This window comes from Streptomyces lacaronensis (genome assembly GCF_047337785.1).
Taxonomy (GTDB): domain Bacteria; phylum Actinomycetota; class Actinomycetes; order Streptomycetales; family Streptomycetaceae; genus Streptomyces; species Streptomyces lycopersici.
In genome coordinates this window covers 6,956,718-6,978,045 of the sequence record NZ_JBLHDK010000003.1, presented here as the reverse complement: position 1 = coordinate 6,978,045, position 21,328 = coordinate 6,956,718, and the positions used below count along the sequence as shown (strand labels likewise).

The window sequence follows — 21,328 nt, the reverse complement described above, 5'->3', positions numbered from 1 at the left end:
TTCGGCTGGGCATGCGAGGCGTCGGGCAGGGCCCCCGCGACAGCGGGCACACCTGTCCCCTTGTACCTCACAGTGCGCAGTCCGTCGGAGGCCCTCTCTCCCTCGGCCGACCCGGGGTGCGGGCCGCCCGACCGCCATCAGCAGCGACGTCTGGCTCGGTCACGAATCTACACCGATCGGCGGAGCGAACCCCAGCCCCCATCGGTCATCTTCGGCCGTACGGCTATGACCAGGGGCGAACGGTGCGCTGCCTGGGGGCGCGTCGGCCGCGCTGTTCGGGGACGAGGGGTGTGCTGCTTCGGGGTCGACGGCCGCGCTGTTCGGGGACCGGGGGATGCGTTGCTTCGAGCGTCGATGGTCGCCTCGTTCGGGGGCCGACGGCCGCGTCGTGTCCGGAGTCGGGGGTTCAGCCCGTCGCTTTGATCCCGGCCGGATGTATTGCACGATGCCGCGAGCGCGGGGACGCTGGCAGCTTCCCGCGCCCGCTCGACGCGTTAAGGAGAACCACGTGACCAGTCCAGCCGATCCCCCCGACGGTGCGGGGGCCAGCGGACCGGGGCTCAAATTGCTCGCGGTGACCGCGTGCCCCACGGGCATCGCCCATACCTATATGGCCGCTGAGAAGCTGGCCCAGGCGGCGGAGTCGCTCGGCCACAGCATGAAGGTGGAGACCCAAGGCTCGATCGGGGCCGAGAACGTACTGTCTGACAACGATGTCAGCCAGGCCGACGGCATCATCATCGCCGCCGACAAGGACGTCGACCGCAGTCGTTTCGTCGGTAAGAGAGTGCTTGTCGTCGGGGTCGCCGATGGCATTCACCGGCCGCAGCGGCTGATCGAGCAGGTGCTGGACGCGCCGGTGTACGAGGGCGACGGCTCCGGTGCCGGGCGCGGTGCCTCGGGGGCGGCGGCTTCCGGGGGTGGTGGCGGCAGTAAGGGGCGCAGCGTCACCTATAAGGCGCTCATGAACGGTGTCTCGTACATGATCCCGTTCGTGGTGGTCGGCGGTCTGCTGATCGCGGTCTCGCTGGCCCTGGGCGGTGATACGACGTCCAAGGGCATCGTCATCCCCGACGACTCCTTCTGGAAGACGGTCAACGACATCGGGAGCATCGGCTTCGAGCTGATGATCCCGGCCCTGTCCGGCTATATCGCCTACGCCATCGCGGACCGGCCCGCGTTGGTGCCCGGCATGGTGGGCGGCTGGATCGCGGCGCACGGCGAGCTGTACGACAGTGAGGCGGGCGCCGGCTTCATCGGGGCGATCGTCACCGGCTTCCTGGCCGGTTATCTGGTGCTGTGGATCAAGCGGGTCAAGGTTCCGAAGTTCGTCCAGCCGATCATGCCAATCATTGTGATCCCGATCGTGGCGACCTCGGCGCTCGGCCTCTTCTTCATCTATGTCCTCGGCGAGCCGATCTCCTGGGTCTTCGAGCAGCTCACTGACTGGCTCGGCGGGCTGACCGGCACGAGTGCGGCGGTGCTCGGCATCATTCTCGGGCTGATGATCGCGTTCGATATGGGTGGTCCGGTCAATAAGACGGCGTTCCTTTTCGGTGCCGGGCTGGTGTCCAAGAACCCCGAGGTCATGGGGGCGTGTGCGGCGGCCATCCCGGTGCCGCCGCTGGGCCAGGGGCTGGCCACGCTGCTGCGCCGCCGGATGTTCGACGACCAGGAGCGGGAGACCGGGCTCGCGGCGCTCTTCATGGGCTTCTTCGGCATCACGGAGGGCGCGATTCCGTTCGCGGCGGCGCGTCCCGCGCGGGTCATTCCGGCGAACATGGTGGGTGGCGCGGTCGCCGGGGCGATAGCCGGGGTGGCGTCGGTTGAGGACAACGTGCCGCATGGGGGGCCGATTGTGGCGGTGCTCGGTGCGGTTGGTGGGGTGCCGATGTTCTTTGTCGCGGTGGTGGTGGGGACGGCGGTGACGGCATTGGTGACGATTGGGCTGATGTCGGTGGGTGGGAGCGCTGTTGATTCGGGCGGTGCCGCGGTTGGTGTGGGTGCCGCGGGTGCCACCGCGGGTGGTTCCTCCGGGGCGTCGTCAGTCGCGGCTGAGCCCGTCCTTGCCGGGGTGGGCGGCGGGGACCGTACCGGGGAGGCGAGTGGTGCCGCGGGTGCCCGTAAGGCGGTCGCTTCCCAAGGGGCGGCCGCCGAGGTCGGCGAGGCCGAGGCCGTTCCTGCGGGTCAGGTGCTGTCCGGGTATCTCACCGAGCGGACCGTGAAGGAGCGGTTGGCGGCCGACGGCAAGGACGCCGCGATCCGTGAGATGGCTGAACTGCTGGGCGCGACCGGCAAGGTCGCGGATGCGGAAGAGCTGGTGCGGGCCGCGTTTGCCCGGGAGGACCAGGGCACGACCGGGCTCGGCGAGGAGATCGCGATTCCGCATGCCAAGACGGACGCGGTGACCGCTCCGGTCGTCGGCTTCGCGCGTTCCCCTGAGGGGATCGAGTGGGGTGCGCCGGATGGGACGAAGGCTCGGCTGGTGTTCATGATCGCGGTGCCGGAGGCGGATGCGGGGGATGAGCATCTGCGGATTCTGGCGTTGCTGTCGCGGAAGTTGATGGCTGAGGAGTTTCGGGAGCGGTTGTTGGGGGCGGCGGACGTGGAGGGGATTTTGGGGGTGCTTGGGGAGATCGGGTAGGGCGAGGGTTGGGGGTGGGCCTCTCCTCCACCTCTCCCCTTCCCGAAACCGGGGGCGGAGCCCCCGGGCCCCCACCGGGGGCTCCGCCCGGACCCCCAGCCGAGTGCTCCGCCCCCAGGCACCGGCTCAGGGGCTCTGCCCCGGAGCCCCAGGGCCCCGGCCTCGCGGTTCCGCCCTGGGCCGGGGTGTGCCCACCCGTTCCGCCCCGCGGAACAGATGCCCACAGACTCGGTGATACGTGTTGGCCCTTCGAACCCGTGGTCTCGGGTTCGAAGGGCCGACGGCGGGGTGGTTCTGCCGGATTCGCTCAGGCCGATGTCGAGGTTCGGAGGATGTCGGGTTCCAGGTAGATGACTCGGGCGATCGGGACCGCTTCCCGGATACGGGCCTCCGCGGCGTCGATCGCGCGGGCGACCTCCGCGGCCGTGTCGTCGTGCTGGACCGCGACCTTGGCGGCGACCAGGAGTTCCTCGGGGCCGAGGTGGAGGGTGCGCATGTGGATCACGCTGGTGACGGTCTCGCCGTCCACGACGGCTTCGCGGATCTTGGCGACCTCCGTGGCGTCGGCCGCCTCGCCCAGCAGCAGCGACTTGGTCTCGGCCGCGAGCACCAGGGCGATCAGCACCAGCAGGATGCCGATGCAGAGGGTGCCGATGCCGTCCCAGACGCCGTCGCCGGTCAGCAGGGTGAGGCCGACGCCGCCGAGGGCGAGGACCAGGCCGACGAGGGCGCCGAAGTCCTCCAGGAGGACGACGGGGAGCTCGGGGGCCTTGGCGCGGCGGACGAACTGGGACCAGCTCAGCTTGCCGCGGATCTCGTTGGACTCCTTTATGGCCGTACGGAAGGAGAAGCCCTCGGCGATGATCGCGAAGACGAGCACCCCGACCGGCCAGTACCAGTGCTCCAGCTCATGGGGGTGCTGGATCTTCTCGTAGCCCTCGTACAGCGCGAAGACACCACCGATGGTGAACAGCACGATGGAGACGAGGAAGCCGTAGATATAGCGCTCGCGGCCGTAGCCGAAGGGGTGCTCGGGGGTGGCCTCGCGCTTGGCCTTCTTCCCGCCGAGGAGCAGCAGCCCCTGGTTGCCCGAGTCGGCGATCGAGTGCACGCCTTCGGCGAGCATCGACGACGAGCCGCTGAAGGCGAACGCCACGAACTTGGCTGCGGCGATAGCCAGGTTCGCGCCCAGCGCGGCAACAATCGCCTTGGTTCCGCCTGATGCACTCATATGTGCCGAATTTCCCTTCCGCTTACATGGCAGCTCATGGCGGCTTTGCCAGTGCTTTACCGCCTCACGGCGGGCCATTGTTCCAGCCCCTCGAGCGGGCCGTACCTCAGGCGGTCACTGTGGCCCTGAACACAGTCCCATCGCCGCTCAGGGCGGCTTCCTCGCCGGCCGGTACGAAGGCCGACTCCCCGCGCTTCAGCGGGAGTTCGCCGTCCCCGCCGCGCAGGGAGACCTCACCCGAGGCGCAGAGCAGGATCTGCGGGCCGGTCGCCGGCAGCGGGCGGGGCGCGGCGCCGTCGGCGAGGACGTGGCGGGAGAGCCGGAACTCGTCGATCGGGGTGGTGTAGAGCTCCTCGCCGGACGAGTCCGCCTCGGGGCGCAGCACGGCGGGGGCGGCGCTCTCGAAGCGGACGACGCGCAGCAGCTCGGGGACGTCCACGTGCTTGGGCGTCAGCCCGCAGCGCAGCACATTGTCGGAGTTGGCCATGATCTCGACGCCCAGGCCGTCGAGATAGGCGTGCGGCACGCCGGCGCCGAGGTAGAGGGCCTCGCCCGGCTGGAGGGTCACGAAGTTGAGCAGCATCGCGGCGATCGCGCCGGGGTCGCCCGGGTAGTGCCGGGCGATGGAGGCGTACGCCGCGTACGCCGGGGCGTACGGCCCGTCCTGCGCGCCGAGCCGCTCGGCGGCGGCAGTGGTCTGCCTTACGGTCTCCGCCATCGCCTCCGGGTCGGCCGTAAGGACTGCGGTCAGCACCTCGCGCAGGGCGTGCGACTCCGGGTGGGCGTGCAGGATGTCGACGTACGGCTTGAGCGAGTCGACCTCGAGGGCGGCCAGCAGCTCGGCCGCCTCGTCCGGGTCGCGGAAGCCGCACAGCCCGTTGAACGGCGTGAGCGCGCATATCAGCTCGGGCTTGTGGTTGGCGTCCTTGTAGTTGCGGTGCGGGGCGTCGGCCGGGACGCCGCGCTCCTCCTCGTCCGCGAAGCCCTCCTTGGCCTGCGCGAGGTCCGGGTGGACCTGGAGCGACAGCGGCGAGGCGGCGGCCAGCACCTTCAGCAGGAACGGCAGTCGGGGCCCGAAGAGCCTTACGGCGTCCGCGCCGAGCTCGCCCTCGGGGTCCGCGGCGATCACCTCGGAGAGCGCGACGGAGCCCGCGCCCCGGTCGACCCGGGACGGCGCCCCGGGGTGCGCCCCCATCCACATCTCGGCCTGCGGCTCCCCGGTCGGCCGGACGCCCAGCAGCTCAGGGATGGCGGTGGTGGAGCCCCAGGCGTAGGGGCGCACGGTGTTGACGAGGCGGTCCATGCGGTGCGGTTCCTGACTGTGCAGTGAGGGACGTGGGGCAGGTGGTGCGTGCCTTACGGCCTTGAGCACGGCCTTACGGTCGTAACGGTCGTACGGTCGCGCTCAAGGTCCATGACGGCCTCAAGTTCTATCCGGCGAAGCGAGCGCGAGGTAAACGGCGGCGAAATCCGTGATGGCGAGAAGTTCCGCGGCGCTCTCCAGGAGGGTTCCCTCAGCCGGTTCCAGCTCGCTGAACGCGGTCTCGTGCGCCAGCGCGAGTTCCCGGGCGGTCGGCACGGCCGAGATGGGGCCCACCGGCTCCTCGTGGAGCAGCACGATCCGGGCGCGGAGCGCCTCGGGCTCCTCCACCCGGTCGCGGAAGAAGTCGTCCGGGTCGGCCCCGCCCGCGAACGCCCCGGTCAGCAGCGTGCCATGCGCCGCGAGCGCCCCGGGGAGCTCGGCGACGAGCGCGGGGCGCCCGGCGAGCGCCGCGACCAGCCCCGAGAAGCGCCGTGCGGTCGCGGCCGCCACCGGGCCCTCGGTCCACAGCAGCGGAAGCGCCCCGGCGAGCTCGGCCGCGAGCGTCTTGGCGGGATTGGTGTAGGTGGCGATGGCCGGGCCGCAGCGCTCGGCGACCTGGTCGAGCCGGTCGGCCACCTGGTGCAGCGCGGTGGGCGGCGCGGACACCAGGCCGATCCGGTCGACCAGCAGGAGCAGCGGGGTGAGCAGGGCCCACAGCGTGCCGGGCAGCGCGGGACCGGTCATCTCGTCGGGGGCGGTGCCGGGCGGCTCGACCGGCTGCGGGGCGGAAGGCGCCCCGTACGGGGCGGGGGCGTCGCCCAGGGCGCCCTCGGCGAGAGCGGTGTCCTCGGTGCCGGGCGTACCGGGCGCGTGCGGGCCCCCGCGGTACGGGTCGGTGCCGTACCCGCCGGCGGCGTACCCACCTGTGGCATACGGGGCCGATCCGTTCGGAGCCGTGGCCAGCGGCACCATCAGGCCGCGGGCCTGGGCGACCGCGTCGGCCAGCGGGGACTGGCCCGGGGCGACGGACACGATGGCGCAGCCGCGGCGGTAAGCCTGCTCGACCAGACGCGGAAGGCCCGGTTCCGTGCCGTCCGGGGTCGCGACGACCAGGAGGTCCAGCGGGCCCGCCCAGCCGGGCAGCGTCCAGCGCAGCGCGCCCGGCGCGGGGGCCACGCCGGTGGGCGCGATCAGGCTGACCGGGCAGTTGCCCCCGCTGAGCGCGCCGAGGAGGTCGGCGGTGCAGCTTCCGGCCGCCCCCGGGCCCGCGACCATGACGGCGCGCGGGCGCCCGTCCGGCTTGAGGTCGCCTATCCCGGCCTCGGTGGCGTGCCGGGCGGCGGTACGGACGCGGGCGCCGGCCTCGGCGGCTCCGCGCAGCAGCCCGCGGGTATCCGCGCGGGCGAGGGCCTCGGGGGCGTCGAGGAGGGATTCGTCGAGCATCGTGCTTCGGCCTCCGATCGCCGTGGCGGGCGGTACGCGTGGGACCGCGCGGGGCTTACGCGTGGGACCGCGCGGGGCAGGGGCCCCGGCGGGCCACCGGGTCAGGCCGGGCGGCGCGCCTCGTCGACGAGCAGCACGGGGATGCCGTCCCGCACGGGGTACGCGAGACCGCACCCCTCGCCCGTGCACACCAGCTCGAGGGTCTCCGGGGACTGCTCCTCGCGCAGCGGGGCGTGGCACGCCGGGCAGGCGAGAATCTCCAGAAGACCGGCTTCGAGCGGCATGGGGTCGTCCCTTCGGGTATGCGTCCAGCCGGACATCGGTCCGGCGAGGTCAGCGTACCGCCGGGCGGGGCCGGGGCGCGGCCGGTGTACGCCGGAGCCCGCGGACGGGGCGGCCTGTGCACGCCGGAGCCCACGGACGGCCGGCCTGTGTACGCCGGAGCCCCGGGGACGCCCCCGGGGCTCCGGTAGTGGTGATGTGGTGTGGGTCCCGCGCGCGGGCCTCCGTAAGGACGCGGAGGCTTCTGTAAGGGCGCGGAGGCTTCTGTAAGGGCGCCGACGGCCCCGGGGGCCGCGCGGACAGCCGCAGGAGCCGTGAGCCTCCGCAAGGGCGCGCACGGCTGCGCGGGCCGCGCGCTGACGGCCGTAACCTCCGCAGGGGCGCCGCGGACCTTCTGCGGGCCCCGTAGGACGCGGACCGGCCGCGGAGGCCGCACATCCCGGTCGCCCAGCCGGGGTACGGGGGAACCCCGGGCTTCGCCCGCCGCCGACCCCCGGGGGGGGTGCCTCTATGTCTTTCGTCAAGCGAGGCGGGGGGTTCTGGGTTCGTAGAAGGTGCCGTCGCGGAGCATGGCGAACAGCACGCTGATGCGGTGGCGGGCCAGGCGGAGGAGGGCTTGTGTGTGGGTCTTTCCTCGGGCCCGGCACCGGTCGTAGTAGGAACGGGAGGCGGGATCGTGCAGGGCGGCGAACGCGGACAGGAACATGGCCCGTTTGAGCTGTCGGTTGCCGCCTCTGGGCGCGTGTTCGCCGTGGATCGAGGTGCCCGACGACTTCGTTGTCGGGGCGAGGCCGGCGTAGGAGGCCAGGTGGGCGGCGGTGGGGAAGCTGGTGCCGTCGCCGACGGTGACCAGCAAGGTGGCGGCGGTCCTGACCGCGACCCCCGGCATCGAGGTCAGGACCTGGGAAAGAGGGTGCTCCTCCAGGAGGGCCGCAATCTGCGCTTCCAGAGCTTGCCGCTGTTCGTGAACGGCGGCGAGCGAGCGGGCCAGCGAGGGGATCACGACGTCGAGGGTGCCCGTGCCGGGGACGGTGACGGTCTGCTCGTCGAGTGCGTCGAAGACTTCGTCGATCAGGCGCTGGGCCATGCGTGGGGCCTTGGGCCGGATCACCTCGATCAGTCTGCGTCGACCGGCCTTTCGCAGGGCGGACGGGGATCCGTAGCGTTCCAGCAGCCAGGTCACAGCATGGTGGTCCAGGCGGGGTCCGAGGACGCGCTCCAGGCTGGGGTGGAACTGGGTGAGCAGGCCGCGTATCCGGTTGGAGGTGCGGGTGGCCTCGGCTGCCAGGTCCTGGTCGAAGCCGACCAGCACGGTCAGTTCGGCGGTGATCTCGTCGGTCACCTGAAGCGAGCGCAGGGTGTGCGGCATGGTGCGGGCTGCGTCCGCGATCACCGCGGCGTCCTTGGCGTCGGTCTTTGCCTCTCCCGGGTAGAGGTCGGCGATTCGCCGCATGGACAGGCCCGGCAGGTAGGCGACCTGGCAGCCGGTGTCCCGGGCGACCGTCAGGGGCAGGGCTCCGATCGAGGCGGGCTGGTCCACGATCACCAGCACGGTGCCGAACTTCGCGGCCAGCTTGTCGAAGACGGCCCGCAGCTTGGGCTCGCTGTTGGGCAGCTGCTTGTCGAAGACCTTCTTGCCGGCCGGGGTGAGGCCGTGCCCGTGGTGGGCGCTCTTGCCGACGTCCAGGCCGAGGAAGACGCCCACGTCGTCGATGTCGTCCAACCCATCCTCCCAAAGCGGGGTTCGTGCGGTGCTGGCCAGGGCTTCGGGGCCGTACGCGCGCATCCACGTTATGCAGACCTGCCGCCCGCAAGCGGCCTGGCGTTGCGCCAGGCCGGGCGGTAGTCGGACCTCTCATCAGCGTCTCCAACGGCACCCCTCGGGTCCGGTGACACCACCCCCCAGGTCATCCCTTCGACAGGGGGGAACAGTCATGCCGGGCCCGGAGGCCAGCGGTCCCCTTGCAGGACCGCGAAGAAGATAACGGGGGGGCCGACGAGCCGGCCGTCGGCCGCGATCAGCCCACCGGCGCGATCAGCCCACCGGTCAGGACGCCGGGGTCTGGGGCGGAGCCCCGGGGGAAGGGGCGGGGAGGGGAACGGCCCGCCACAGGCGTCACGATCCGTCGGGCACTCCCTAGGCGCGGACGATGGCGAGGACCTCGTCGCGGACCTCGGCCGCCGTCTCCTGGTCTCGGGCCTCGACGTTCAGGCGGAGGAGCGGCTCGGTGTTGGAGGGGCGGAGGTTGAACCACCAGTTGGGGGTGGTGACCGTAAGGCCGTCGAGTTCGTCGAGTTCGGCGCCCTCGCGGCGCTCGTACGCCGCCTTGACGGCCTCCATGCGCCCGGCCTGGTCGTCGACGGTGCTGTTGATCTCGCCGGAGGCCGCGTACCGGTCGTACTGGGCGACCAGGTCCGACAGCGGGCCCTTCTGGCCGCCGAGTGCGGCCAGGACGTGCAGGGCGGCCAGCATGCCGGTGTCGGCGTTCCAGAAGTCGCGGAAGTAGTAGTGCGCGGAGTGCTCGCCGCCGAAGATCGCGCCGGAGCGGGCCATCTCGGCCTTGATGAAGGAGTGGCCCACGCGGGTGCGGACGGGGGTGCCGCCGTTCTCCTTGACGACCTCGGGGACCGACCAGGAGGTGATGCAGTTGTGGATGACCGTCCCGCCCGGGTGCTTGGCCAGCTCGCGGGAGGCGACCAGGGCGGTGATGGCGGAGGGGGACACCGGCTCGCCGCGCCCGTCCACGACGAAGCAGCGGTCGGCGTCGCCGTCGAAGGCGAGCCCGATGTCGGCGCCGGTCTCCCGGACCCGGGCCTGAAGGTCGACGATGTTCTTCGGGTCGAGCGGGTTGGCCTCGTGGTTGGGGAAGGTGCCGTCCAGCTCGAAGTAGAGGGCGTCGAGCTCGAGCGGGAGGCCCTCGAAGACGGTCGGGACGGTGTGGCCGCCCATGCCGTTGCCCGCGTCCACGACGACCTTCAGCGGCCGGATGGCGGTCAGGTCCACCAGCGAGCGCAGATGGGCGGCGTAGTCGTCGAGGACGTCCCGCTGGGCGATGGTGCCGGCCTCGGCGGCGGGCTCGGGCGCGCCGCCCTCCGCCCAACCCTCCACCAGGGCGCGGATCTCGGCGAGGCCGCTGTCCTGGCCGATGGGGGCGGCGCCCACGCGGCACATCTTGATGCCGTTGTACCGCGCGGGGTTGTGGCTGGCGGTGAACATCGCGCCGGGCAGATTGAGATATCCGCTCGCGAAGTAGAGCTGATCGGTCGAGCACAGTCCGATCTCGGTCACATCCACCCCGAGCGAGGCGGCGCCGCGCGCGAAGGCCCGCGCCAGACCGGGCGAGGAGGGGCGCATGTCATGGCCGACGACGATCGCGTCCGCGTCGGTCACCCGGGCGAAGGCGGCGCCGAAGAGTTCGGCGAGCGACTCGTCCCACTGGTCCGGGACCACACCGCGCACGTCGTACGCCTTCACGATCTGCGACAAGTCGGGCACAGCCAACCCCTTCTGGAGGTCCTGGTGGAGATGTCTCTACGGACGTCTCCGCGTACGTCCCTGCGGAGTACGTCCCTGCGGACCTCAAAACCTACCCGCAGGACCTGGGCCGGAACTGTGAGCCCCGTCGCGCGGCGTGCTGTCGGCCAACTTGCGCGGCCTGCCGCGGGCCGTCCCCGGCCCGGGTCACGGCAGCATCCAGCCCAGCAGGAACGACGACTGCGCGACGACGATCAAACACATCACCAGCAGCAGCGCGAGGCTCCACGGCAGCACCTTACGGAGCAGGTCGCCCTCGCGCCCCTTCAGCCCGACCGCCGCGCACGCGATGGTGAGGTTCTGCGGGGAGATCATCTTGCCGAGCACCCCGCCCGAGCTGTTGGCGGCGGCCAGCAGATCCGGCGAGAGCCCTGACTCACGGGCGGCGGTCACCTGGAGAGCGCCGAAGAGGGCGTTCGCGGAAGTGTCCGAGCCGGAGACGGCGACCCCGAACCAGCCGAGCACCGGGGAGAGGAAGGCCAGCCCGGCCCCGGCGGCCGCGACGAAGTGACCGATGGTGGCGGCCTGCCCGGAGAGATTCATGACATAGGCGAGCGCGAGCACCGAAGTGACCGTAAGGATCGCATGACGTAGTTCGCGCACCGTGGCCGCCCACTCCCGCAGGGCGTCGCCCGCGGTCACCTTCAGCACGGCGGCGGTGGCCACCCCGGCCACCAGCACCAGGGTGCCGCCAGTGGCGATCAGCGGCATCGAGAAGACATTGGCGCCCACCGCCTTTCCATCGGGGTCGGCGACGTCCAGGAAGGGCCAGTCGAAGGCGCGGGTGGCCTTGGCCAGGAGATCCTTGACCGGGCCGATCTGGGCGATGGAGAAGATCGCGACGATGAGGGCGTACGGGGCGTAGGCGCGCACCACCTCTCGGCGCGGGTCCTCACGGTCCAGGTCGTCGCTGCGTACGCCCGTGAGCACGGCGGCGCGCACCGGCTCCTCGGCCGGGCGCCGGGCGGCGGGCACGGCCATCAGCACGGCCGCGCCGACCAGCGCCGCCGCGATGTCGGCGAGCTGGACGGACAGGTAGTTGGAGACGGTGAACTGGGCGATGGCGAAGGCGACCCCACAGGCGAGCGCGGGCACCCAGGTCTCGCGCAGCCCGCGCCGCCCGTCGACGAGCACGACCAACAGCAGCGGGACGACGAGGGCGAGCAGCGGGGTCTGCCGGCCCACGACGGAGGCCACGGAGTCCAGCGGCAGCCCGGTGACCTGAGCGAGCGTCACCACCGGGGTGGCCATGGCGCCGAAGGCGACCGGCGCGGTGTTGGCGACGAGCGCGACGACGGCGGCGCGCACCGGGTCGAAGCCGAGCGCCACGAGCATGACCGAGCAGATCGCCACGGGTGCGCCGAACCCGGCGAGCGCCTCCAGGAGCGCGCCGAAGCAGAAGGCGATGACGAGCGCCTGGACGCGGGGGTCGTCCGAGAGCCGGCCGAAGGAGCGGCGCAGCACGTCGAAATGGTCGGTGCGGACGGTCATCCGGTACACCCACAGGGCGTTGACGACGATCCACAGGATGGGGAAGAGGCCGAAGAGCGCCCCTTGGGCGGCGCTGGAGACGGTCTGGCCGACGGGCATCCCGTACGGGAGGCAGGCGACGAGGACGGCGACGACGAGCCCTATGGGGCCCGCGTAGTGGGCGCGCATCCGCACCCCGCCGAGCAGGACGAGGACGGTGACGAGCGGAAGGGCGGCGACGAGGGCGGACAGGGAGAGTGAATCGGCGACGGGGTCCAACTGCTGCACGAACACACAGGCCTCCCGGCATGGGCCATCCCTGGAAGGTCACATCCGTGATGCGGAAACGGAGGACCCTGGGGTGCAGGCATGGTCGTGTCCGCGCCAAGTCACAGTCAATGCTCCGTCAGCAAGTGATCCCAGGGAACGCCGCGGAACGCGGAAGGTTGCGGAAGATCGCGGCAAAGGTCGCGAGAAATCGCGGGAACGGCTGAGGAAGATCGCGGGAGACCGTGGGAGCGAAGGCCGATCAGGGTTCGGGTGACCGCAGGACCCGCAGATGGCCGCGGCGCGCGACCTCACGCGGATCGCCCTCCCGGCCGCCATGACCGCCCCCGGAGCCCCCGGAACCGGCCGCCGCCCCCGCCGCGCGCTCATGCGGGCGGGCGGCCTCGCGGACCGCGTTGGCCAGTGCCTCCAGATCGTCACCGCTGGGCCGGGGCGGACCGCTGTCGACGGCCAGCCGGACGACCTCCCAGCCGCGCGGGGCGGTCAGCCGTTCGGAGTGCTCCGAGCACAGGTCGTAGCAGTGGGGCTCGGCGTAGGTGGCGAGCGGCCCGAGAACGGCGGTCGAATCCGCGTAGACGTACGTCAGCGTCGCGACGGCGGGGCGGCCGCAGGCGGTGCGCGAACAGCGACGTACAGGGCTCACGACGTTGGACGGTACCGCACTCTTGAGCGGGCCGCGACGACTCTCCACCAGCTCACTCCGCCGTGTCGTCCTGGTTCGCACCGTGCACCCGAAACGTGAACTTGCTGGCTGACCAGCGTGGACCTCCGACGCGGCCAGAACCGCCGACAACGAATCCGGTCAGCACTCGAACCGAGAGAGATCATCCTGGGCCAGGGAAGCGATTCAAGAGACGTCCGTTTTTGGACCCAAGCGTGGCTGGAATGCTCATTTGGCGACATCCGGCACGGCTGTCCGGTAAGCGCATGAGGGCGGGTCGGCGACGGCTACCCTCGGAGTGATGACCAGGCCCGTACACCCGCACCAGTCCGAGCCGCGTCCTCGTCGTCGCGATCGCCACGGACGAGGTATGCGCGGCCCCATCGCGCCTCCCCAGGTGCCGCTCTCGGTCAGCCGCGCGGAGTCCTTCGTCGATCTTGTGCAGGACTCGGCGGAGCGGCTGGAGAGACGCTGGCCACAGCTGTCCGGGGTCGACTTCACGGTGCTCGAGGTGCCCACGTCGGGGCTCGGCGGCCCGGGGTCGGGCGGTGGCCCGGCCGGGCACGGCGGGGCGGACGGCTGGGACGGCGAGTCCGTACCGCTCGGGCGCTTCATCGCGGCCCGCGGGGACGCGCCGGACCGGATCGTGATCTACCGCCGCCCGGTCGAGATCCGGGCGAAGAACCGGGACGAGCGGGCGCTGCTGGTGCACGAGGTCGTGGTCGAGCAGGTGGCGGAGCTGCTGGGGCTGGCGCCGGAGTCCGTGGACCCGCGGTACGGGCAGGAGTAGGCCCCGGTACGGGCGGGAGCGGCGGCCCCGCCGTACGGGCAGGACCAGGAGGCGTCCGGCGGCTCGTGACGCCTGCGGCGGGCCGCTTTCCCCTACCCGCCCCTTCCCGCAACTGGGGCTCCGCCCCCAGACCCCGGGGCCCAGGGGCGGAGCCCCAGCCACGCGGCAGAGACGAGGCTCCAGCCCCGCTCTAGTCGTCGTTGAGCAAGGACAGGTCCTGGCCTGCCTCGGGCACCGCGACCGTGCCCCGGTCGTCCGGCAGCGACTGGATCGTGAACATCGGCACCCCGCCCTCCGGCAGTGCCAGCATCCGCGAGGCGTGCACCGGGCCGCCGGAGAGCCGTTCGACCGTCACCGCGTACGGGCCCTTGCCCGAGGTCGGGCGCGGTGGCTCCAGGGCCTTGGTGGTGCCGCCCTTGACCTCGTAGGTCTTGCTCACCGGGCTGCCGCCCCCGGCGCCCGCCGAGGCGGTGACGCGCACCTTGGCGGACGCGCGCGGCGCCACCAGGGAGAGCGTGGAGCCCTTGGTGCGGTTGTCGGCCGCGGTGGCGCTGCGCTCGATCGCGGCGGTCGCGGGGATGAACGCCGTCTCCTGGTCGCTCCCCCTGCCTCGGGTCACCTGGAGCGCGGCCACGACCGGCGTGGCCGGGCCCTCGCCGCTCTCGGGGGTGAGCAGCAGCGAGCCGGGCTCGCCCTTGGTCACGTCGCCGAGGTCGATCGTGGCCGTCATCCCGCTCTTGACGTGCAGCGACTCATGTCCGGCCGGGGTGATCGCGTTGTTCGGCCCGGCCAGCCGCACCTTGAGGTCCGCGTCGTCGGACCCGGGCGCGAAGACGATCAGGCGGGCCGAGGTGACGTCCTTGGGGATGCCGGGGATCGCGACGCTCGTCGAGGGCACGGCGGAGGCGGGGAGCCAGTCGCCGCCGGCCTTCTGGTCCACGGCCTGCACGGCCGCCCCGATCCGGCCGGTGCGGGCCGTCACATGGAGCGTGGCGCCGGCCGTCCGCTGGTCGGTGAGGGTCGAGAGCAGGACCGGGACCGTGGAGCGGGGCGGGACCGTGATCGCCTCGTCGGTGGAGGGCTTCAGCCGGCCGCTGGATCCGTAGAGCTTCAGGTCCACCTCGGCCGCGGCGTCGTCCGGGTTCGTGAGATGGACGAAGTCCTGGCGGTTCCGGTCGGTGCTGACGCCGGGGAGCCAGAAGTCCGTGTCGGGCGCGGTGCACGCGGTGCCCAGGAGGCCGCGCCCGCTGCCCGCGTCGATCGTGGTGGTCTGCTGGACGGTCCAGCCGGGCGCGAAGCGGCCGTCGGCGGTGCCGATGAGCGCGGGCGCGCCCGCGCTGCTCTCCTCGGTGGTGACGGGCTTGCCGGGCTCCTTCAGGGGCAGCACGGGCTTGTCGCCGCCCGGGGCCGCCTGGCCGCCCTTCCCGCCGTCCTTGCCGTCCTTACCGTTCTTGCCGTCGTCCTTACCGCCGTCGTCGCCGCCGGGATCCGTCGTGTCGTCAGCGGGGTTCTGGGCGGGCAGCAGTTCGGCGGCACCGTCCTTGGCGTCCGCGCCGTCCCGCTTGGGCGTGTACGCGGTGTAGGTGGTGTCGCTCACGTCCGAGGAGGAGGGCGTCGGGCACAGCAGCGTCGAGCGCTGAACGGGCAGCCGGGTGGCGGCCTTCGCGGAGGCGTCCGCGTCGTCGGAGGAGCCCCCCGTGAGGGCCGCGACGCCGGTGACGGCGGCCAGCGCCGTGGCGGCGCCGATCAGGGACAGGGTGGTGCGGTTCATCGCTGCTGATCGCTCCCGTCGCGGCGGTCCTCGGGGTCGGCGTCGCCGTACGTCGTGTCGCCCTGCGGGGGGTAGCCGCCGTCGGCATAGGGCTGCTGCTGGTCGTAGCCGTAAGGTTCGGCGTACTGGCCGCCCGCGTACGGGTCCGCCGGGTACTGGCCCTCCTGGTAGCCGGCCGGATAGCCGGTGTCCTGATAGCCGCCCTGGTAGTCGCCGGCCGGGTACTGGCCGGTGGAGTACTGGGACGCGTAGCCCTCCCCCTGGTACTGCTCCCCCGCGTACTGCTCGCCCTGGTACTGACCGGCCGGGTACTGGCCGTATCCGGCGTCGGCGTACGTCTGCGCGTCCCACTGCTGCCCGTACTGCTGCTGGTGCGGCACCGCCGCGTACGGGTCACCGGCGGCCGTCTGGTCGCCGTAAGGGTCGTTCGCCATCGCGTTGTCGCCGTAGGGGTCACCCATGGCGGCCGGCTCGGCGGTCGGCCGCAGCGGCGGCTCGCCCGGCATCGGCGGCTGCCCCGGCATGGGCGGCTCACCCGGCTGCGAGGGGATCTCGCCCGGCTGCCCGGGCATGGCGTCCGCGGCGGCCGGGTCCGTCTCCGGCCGCCCCTTGGCGCCCCCGTCCTGCGCGGCCTGCGCCTCCGCGGCGGCCCGCAGCCGCCGCGCCCGGCGGCCGTCGCCCGCCAGGTCCTCGGCGGTGACGGCGGCGGCCGCGCCCTCCGCGTCCGGCATGTCGTCGTCGACGTTCCGGCGGCGGCCCGGCAGCGCGAGCACCAGCAGCACGACCGCGAGCAGCCCCTGCGCCCACACCCATGCGGTGTGCGTGATGGGCGTGTCGTAGGTGAGGTCCAACCGGCCGCCGCTCGACGGGAGTTCGAAGCCCTGCGCCCAGCCGTCGACCGTCGTCGGCTTCAGCGGCTTGCCGTCGAGCTTGGCCTGCCAGTCGGGCGCGGACCGGTCGGCGATCCGCAGCACCCGCCCGGCCGTGCCGTCCGGCACCGTGGTGTGCGCCTCGACGGGGCCGGAGGCCACGTGCACCGGTTTGGCCGCCGTCCCGCCCGCCGGGCGGCCCGAGGACTCGGCCGGGACGATGGAGACCCGCGAGACCCGCTGGTCGACCCGCCACAGCACTCCGCCGTGCTGCCGGCTGAGCTGGGTGAGGCCCGGGGTCGCGTTCAGCACCCGCTCCATCTCGGGCGGCGTGCCCTTCTGGACGTACACATAGCGCACCGCGTAGCCGCCGAGCTGACGGGTCTGGTCGGCGCCGGAGCCCGCGATCAGATTGGCCACCACACCGTCGAGCCGGGTGTCGGAGCCGCCCGCCGCCGCGAGTTCGCCGTCGCCGAGCCGGGCGCCGGAGCCGCGCACCAGGGCGTAGTCGGCGTGGGCGGCGCTGCTGTCGCCGCCGAGCACCAGGGTGCGGGCCTGGTCCTCGGTGGCGCTCTCGGCCGCCACGAACGCCGGGACCTGCGAGGGGTCGCGCCGTCCCACCGGGCCGTCCGCGCCGCCCGTCATCCAGGTGACGGCGGCGTACAGCGGCGCGGCGACCGTGGCGACCGCGATCAGTAGTGCCACCGGCTGGCGCCAGCCGAAGCTCTGCGCCGCCACCCGCTCCCGCGCGTCCTCGGCGCCGACCACGGCGGCGGTCAGCAGCGCCAGGCCGTAGACGAGGGTCGCGGGCCCGGCCCAGCCGGAGCCGTTCGTGAGCGCCGCGAAGAGGAAGCCGGTGAGCGCCACGGCCCACGCGGTGCGCACCACGGTCTGCCGCTCCCCGCGCATCAGGGCGGCGAGCGCGGCCAGGACGAAGCCGAGCAGCAGCAGCGTGCCGCCGCCGTTGGGACCGCCGGGGCTGAGCGCGAGCAGGTCCAGGGCGGACGCGGACCCGGCGCCGCGGTCCAGCCCGGCCTCCTCGAGGAAGCGGGCCGGGTCGGTGACGAGGTCCAGCGACCAGGGGGCGAGCACGACGAGCGGGGTGACGACGAGGCTCAGGAACCGCAGCCCGTACCCCATGAGCTGCTCGGTGCCGCCCTGTCGGTGGCGCAGCACGAGCACACCGGCGCCCAGGAGGAGCGCCATCGGCCAGACGACCGGGGTGAAGGCCATGGTGAACGTCAGCAGCAGCGCGTACGCCCACGTCGCCCGCCAGCTCGGCAGCCGTGTCCCGTTGCCGGTGAAGCCGGTCGCGGCGGCTGCCGCCCGGGCCATCAGCGGCAGCAGTACGGCGAGCACGGCGGTGCCCAGCCGCCCGCCCGCGAGCGCCCCGGTCGCGGCCGGGAGGAAGGCGTACGCGACGCTTCCCCAGGCGCGCAGCAGCCGGGACTCGACCAGCGGCCGGGAGGCGAAGTAGGCGATGAACCCGGCCAGCGGCACCGAACACACCAGCAACAGGGTCAGCGTGAAGCCCGTGGAGCCCAGGAACACCGTGGCCAGCGAGGCGAGGGCGGCCAGATACGGCGGCGCGGACTGCGTGCCGCCGGTGCCGACCGGATGCCAGCCGTCCACATAGCTCGACCACAGCTCGGAGACATGGGCGGGCGCGGGCAGCAGGGCCCCGCCCGCGAGCGCGCCGGCGCCGAGCAGATCCCGGCAGGCGACCAGCGAGACCACCAGCAGCACGAGGAAGAGCATCGGGCCGGGCTTGCGCGCGATCCGCTTGAGCCGGGCGAACTGCTCGATCTCCAGGAAGTCGGCGTCGTCGCCGCCGGGCCCGGACTCGACCGCGCCATGCCGCCCCCCGGAGGACAGCTCGGGCTCGGAACGGCCACCAATATTGCTGGCGACTTGCTCAACCGTCGCCCTTACGGTCGCGCCGGGCGGCGGGAAGAGCGGCCGCAGCTCGCTCGGCTCCGTCGCGGGGCGGCCTCTGCGCTTACGTGCGGCGAGGATCCGCCCCGGCCGCAGCAGCACGCCGAAGAGACCGGCGACCTCGTCCAGGGCCTGCCCCGGCACCTTGCCCACGAGATAGGCCAGGGTGCGCAGCAGCGTGCCGAACAGGAGCCGCAGCATCACATAGGGCAGCAGCGCGCCCCTGGTGTTGACCAGCAGGGTGTAGACGGCGCCCGCCTTGTCCACGCGATGCGGCGACGAACGGCGCGACGCGAAGCGTCTCCGTGGGGGGTGGTGGTCGGGTGACGGGTGGGCCACCGAGCGCCCCACGCAGTCGATGGGCCGCCGCTCGCGCGCGGACGCCTCCGCGTGCCGCAGTACGGCGTCCGGGGCCACCAGCACCTGGTGCCCGGCCGCCTGGGCGCGCCAGCACAGGTCGACGTCGTCGCGCATCAGGGGCAGCCAGGGGTCGAAACCGCTCAGCTGCTCCCACACATCGCGGCGCACCAGCATGCCCGCGCTGGACACCGACAGCACCGGGCGCACCTGGTCGTGCTGGCCCTGGTCCTGCTCGCGCCGCTCCAGGCCGGTCCAGCGGCGGCCGCTGCGGGCGATGCTGACGCCGACTTCGAGCAGCTGCCGGCGGTCGTACCAGCCGCGCAGCTTGGGTCCGACGATCGCGGGCTCGCGGTTGGCGGTGAACTCGGCGTCGACCACCCGCAGCAGCTCGGCCAGGGCGTCGGGCTCGGGGGCGCAGTCGTCGTGCAGCAGCCACAGCCACTGGACGGGCTCGCCGTGCGGCAGCTCCGGCATGTCGTACGCGTCGTCGCGCCAGGTGCGGTTGACGGGGTCCCAGCCGCTGGGGCGCTTGAGGTAGGTGAGCTCCTCGGGACCCAGCACCGGGGCCGTACGGACCGCTTCGGCGACGGCCGTGCCGAAGCCGCTGCGGCGCGCCATGTGCAGCACCCGCTCCTCGCCGAGGGTCTCGGTGAGCAGCCGGGCGGAGTCGTCGGCGCTGCCGGTGTCGGCCGCGATGACGCTCTGGACCGGGCGCTCCTGGCCGAGCAGACCGGACAGCGCGTCGGGCAGCCAGCGGGCGCCGTCGTGGGCGACCAGCACGGCGGTGACGACATGACGCGGATAGGCCGGTGTCTGAACCGGTTCTTGAGCGGGCGCAAACGCGGCGGTGGCGGCCGGATATTGGGCCGCCGGGTGGCTGTGCACGGACATCGAGGTACGGGCCCCGGTTCGCTGGACTGCGGTGGACGCGCGCGCCCCATGGGGGCGTTGGAGCGTCTCGGACGGGGCCCCACACTAACGGCTGTGTATGCGACCGGTCCGCCTCCCGTCGCCATGGGCTCGGGGGCGGACCGGTCGCGGTGGCTCACTCCGCCGTGAACTGTGCGGATATATGTCAGCGCGGGTCATGCGGTTCTGCCAGGTCCGACGGGCCCCGGCGGATCTTTCGGCGAGCCCGGCGGGCCTGACGGCGGGCCCCGGCGGACCTGGCGACGGGCCCGGCGGATCTGGCGACGGGCCCGGCGGATCTGGCGGATCCCAGACGCCGTGGGTCAGACGGCGGCCTTCTTCAGGCGGCGGCGCTCGCGCTCGGACAGACCGCCCCAGATGCCGAAGCGCTCGTCGTTGGCGAGGGCGTACTCGAGGCACTCGGAACGAACCTCGCAGGCGAGGCAGACCTTCTTCGCCTCACGGGTGGATCCGCCCTTTTCCGGGAAGAACGACTCGGGATCGGTCTGGGCGCACAGTGCGCGCTCCTGCCAACCGAGCTCCTCGTCCGCCTCTTCGACCAGCAGTTGCTGGAACAACTCGGTCATGTGCGCCCCTCGTCTGTCTTTGCGTCCCCGTGCCTGATGCCGTTGGTGAAGCGGCAGAACGACACGAGTGAAATTACAAGTGTGCCGATCCGGGCCAGTCAAGCCGAGATCTGCTATTGGGCCTCTTATTCACTCTGCGGAACCAAGGCTGCGCGGAAAGTGTTCAAATCAGCCTAAACGCGACACCTTCCCCATCCGTCGCCTGAGGCCCCTCCTCTCACTCACTGAGGAGGACGCCATCGGCGCCGGTCCCGTTGCATCGCGCGGGAGATGGTGCGGAGTGGGCGGGATGGGCGGGGCGGTACGGGAGTGATGCGCGTTGATGCGCCGTGTCACCAATACAACGCGCGCACAAACCTTTCTGCCTCCACAGCGACCGGATGAGGTGAACCTTGACCTGAAACGTGAGATGAAGTTGACAGCGGCGCGGCGATCCGGGTCTCCTTGGTCGCATGTCAGTGACCCACGCGCCCCTGCCGACCCGTGACCACGGGTTCCGCTGCGCTGTGCGGGCTCGCTGTCGCTGTTCGAGCTGTTGATGCCTCCTGAGCTCCAGCTTTCTCCGCGTTCCGCACGCGGCGTCTCGTACTGAGACCGCACACCGCGTCCAGATCGCACCTCGCGCCCTTACCGCGCCCCTCCGCCCCACCGCGTCCTTACGGCGCTCACTCCGCGCCCTTCCCGTCCGAGGAACCCACCGCATGAACAGCGACGTCCAGATCGCCGGTGACCCGCTCGCCATCCCGCATCTGCTGCCGCCCGTACCCGCGCACCCCTCCACCGTCTCCGCCTTCGCGGGCCTGGCCCGCACCATCGCGGCCGACCGCGACGGCTGGGCGCCCCTCGTCCAGTACGACGCCACCAGCCGCTGGTACCACCGGCTGCGCACCGGCCCCGGCTATGAGGTGTGGCTGCTCAGCTGGGTACCCGGACAGGGCAGCGGGGCCCATGACCACGGCCGCTCCTCCGGGGTGCTGACCGTGCTCCAGGGCGAGCTCACCGAGCGGGTGGGGACGCGCGGCGCGCGGCATACGCTGCGCGCCGGCGCACAGCGCGTCTTCGCGCCCGGTTATGTGCACGACGTGGTCAACGACGCCCTCGAACCCGCCGTCAGTCTGCACATCTACTCCCCCGGGCTGACCGAGATGCCGCTGCACCCCACCCAGAGCGCCGAGTTGCCCGCCGGGGCCGGGGCGGACGCGCTGGGCGCCCTCGGCGGCTGAGCCGCCCCGAACGCCCCCGATGTCCGG

General features: G+C 72.5%; 14 protein-coding genes. 3 read left to right on the top strand and 11 right to left on the bottom strand.

Going from position 1 to position 21,328, the window contains the following annotated elements; genetic code table 11:
- The first annotated feature begins 508 nt into the window (after positions 1 to 508).
- Positions 509 to 2,644 (top strand): fructose-specific PTS transporter subunit EIIC, encoded by a 2,136-nt coding sequence (locus tag ACMTAK_RS30345; protein ID WP_413809122.1) that lies wholly within the window; start codon positions 509 to 511, stop codon positions 2,642 to 2,644.
- Positions 2,645 to 2,951: 307 nt separating this feature from the next.
- On the opposite strand, the gene ACMTAK_RS30340 is transcribed toward ACMTAK_RS30345, so the two are convergent.
- The 8 genes from ACMTAK_RS30340 to ACMTAK_RS30305 form a co-directional block, all read right to left on the bottom strand.
- The gene (locus ACMTAK_RS30340) at positions 2,952 to 3,875 is read right to left on the bottom strand and encodes a cation diffusion facilitator family transporter (RefSeq protein ID WP_413809121.1); all 924 of its coding nucleotides are present in this window, start codon (positions 3,873 to 3,875) and stop codon (positions 2,952 to 2,954) included.
- Positions 3,876 to 3,981: 106 nt separating this feature from the next.
- Positions 3,982 to 5,178, bottom strand: coding sequence for a mannose-6-phosphate isomerase, class I (manA, locus tag ACMTAK_RS30335; protein WP_413809120.1), 1,197 nt, complete (start codon positions 5,176 to 5,178; stop codon positions 3,982 to 3,984).
- Positions 5,179 to 5,298: 120 nt separating this feature from the next.
- Positions 5,299 to 6,621, bottom strand: a complete 1,323-nt coding sequence (locus ACMTAK_RS30330; protein ID WP_413809119.1) for an SIS domain-containing protein — start codon at positions 6,619 to 6,621, stop codon at positions 5,299 to 5,301.
- A 101-nt stretch (positions 6,622 to 6,722) separates the two neighbouring features.
- Positions 6,723 to 6,905 (bottom strand): Trm112 family protein, encoded by a 183-nt coding sequence (locus ACMTAK_RS30325; RefSeq protein ID WP_037954286.1) that lies wholly within the window; start codon positions 6,903 to 6,905, stop codon positions 6,723 to 6,725.
- 518 nt (positions 6,906 to 7,423) lie between these two features.
- Positions 7,424 to 8,626 (bottom strand): IS110 family RNA-guided transposase, encoded by a 1,203-nt coding sequence (locus ACMTAK_RS30320; protein WP_413807255.1) that lies wholly within the window; start codon positions 8,624 to 8,626, stop codon positions 7,424 to 7,426.
- 414 nt (positions 8,627 to 9,040) lie between these two features.
- Positions 9,041 to 10,399, bottom strand: a complete 1,359-nt coding sequence (locus ACMTAK_RS30315) for a phosphomannomutase/phosphoglucomutase (protein ID WP_413809118.1) — start codon at positions 10,397 to 10,399, stop codon at positions 9,041 to 9,043.
- 186 nt (positions 10,400 to 10,585) lie between these two features.
- On the bottom strand, positions 10,586 to 12,202 hold the full coding sequence (locus ACMTAK_RS30310; protein WP_413809117.1) for an L-lactate permease: 1,617 nt from the start codon (positions 12,200 to 12,202) through the stop codon (positions 10,586 to 10,588).
- A gap of 235 nt (positions 12,203 to 12,437) precedes the next feature.
- Positions 12,438 to 12,887, bottom strand: a complete 450-nt coding sequence (locus tag ACMTAK_RS30305) for a DUF3499 domain-containing protein (protein ID WP_020870815.1) — start codon at positions 12,885 to 12,887, stop codon at positions 12,438 to 12,440.
- Positions 12,888 to 13,227: 340 nt separating this feature from the next.
- Here ACMTAK_RS30305 and ACMTAK_RS30300 point away from each other — a divergent pair, with 340 nt between their 5' ends.
- Positions 13,228 to 13,647 (top strand): metallopeptidase family protein, encoded by a 420-nt coding sequence (locus tag ACMTAK_RS30300; RefSeq protein ID WP_413809116.1) that lies wholly within the window; start codon positions 13,228 to 13,230, stop codon positions 13,645 to 13,647.
- A gap of 190 nt (positions 13,648 to 13,837) precedes the next feature.
- Here the strand turns inward: ACMTAK_RS30300 and ACMTAK_RS30295 are convergent, their stop codons facing one another.
- From ACMTAK_RS30295 to ACMTAK_RS30285, 3 genes are all read right to left on the bottom strand, one after another.
- Positions 13,838 to 15,418 carry a DUF5719 family protein gene (locus ACMTAK_RS30295; RefSeq protein ID WP_413809115.1) on the bottom strand — a complete coding sequence of 527 codons (1,581 nt, stop codon included), beginning with the start codon at positions 15,416 to 15,418 and terminating at the stop codon, positions 13,838 to 13,840.
- Complete coding sequence (locus tag ACMTAK_RS30290; RefSeq protein ID WP_413809114.1) at positions 15,415 to 19,473, bottom strand: glycosyltransferase family 2 protein; 4,059 nt, start codon at positions 19,471 to 19,473, stop codon at positions 15,415 to 15,417. Before ACMTAK_RS30290 ends, ACMTAK_RS30295 begins: the two co-directional genes overlap by 4 nt.
- A gap of 341 nt (positions 19,474 to 19,814) precedes the next feature.
- Entirely contained in the window at positions 19,815 to 20,078 is a 264-nt protein-coding gene (locus ACMTAK_RS30285) for a WhiB family transcriptional regulator (RefSeq protein ID WP_004952403.1), read from the bottom strand.
- Positions 20,079 to 20,779: 701 nt separating this feature from the next.
- Between ACMTAK_RS30285 and ACMTAK_RS30280 the strand changes: the two genes are divergently transcribed.
- The gene (locus ACMTAK_RS30280) at positions 20,780 to 21,301 is read left to right on the top strand and encodes a cysteine dioxygenase (RefSeq protein ID WP_413809113.1); all 522 of its coding nucleotides are present in this window, start codon (positions 20,780 to 20,782) and stop codon (positions 21,299 to 21,301) included.
- The last annotated feature ends 27 nt before the right edge of the window (positions 21,302 to 21,328 follow it).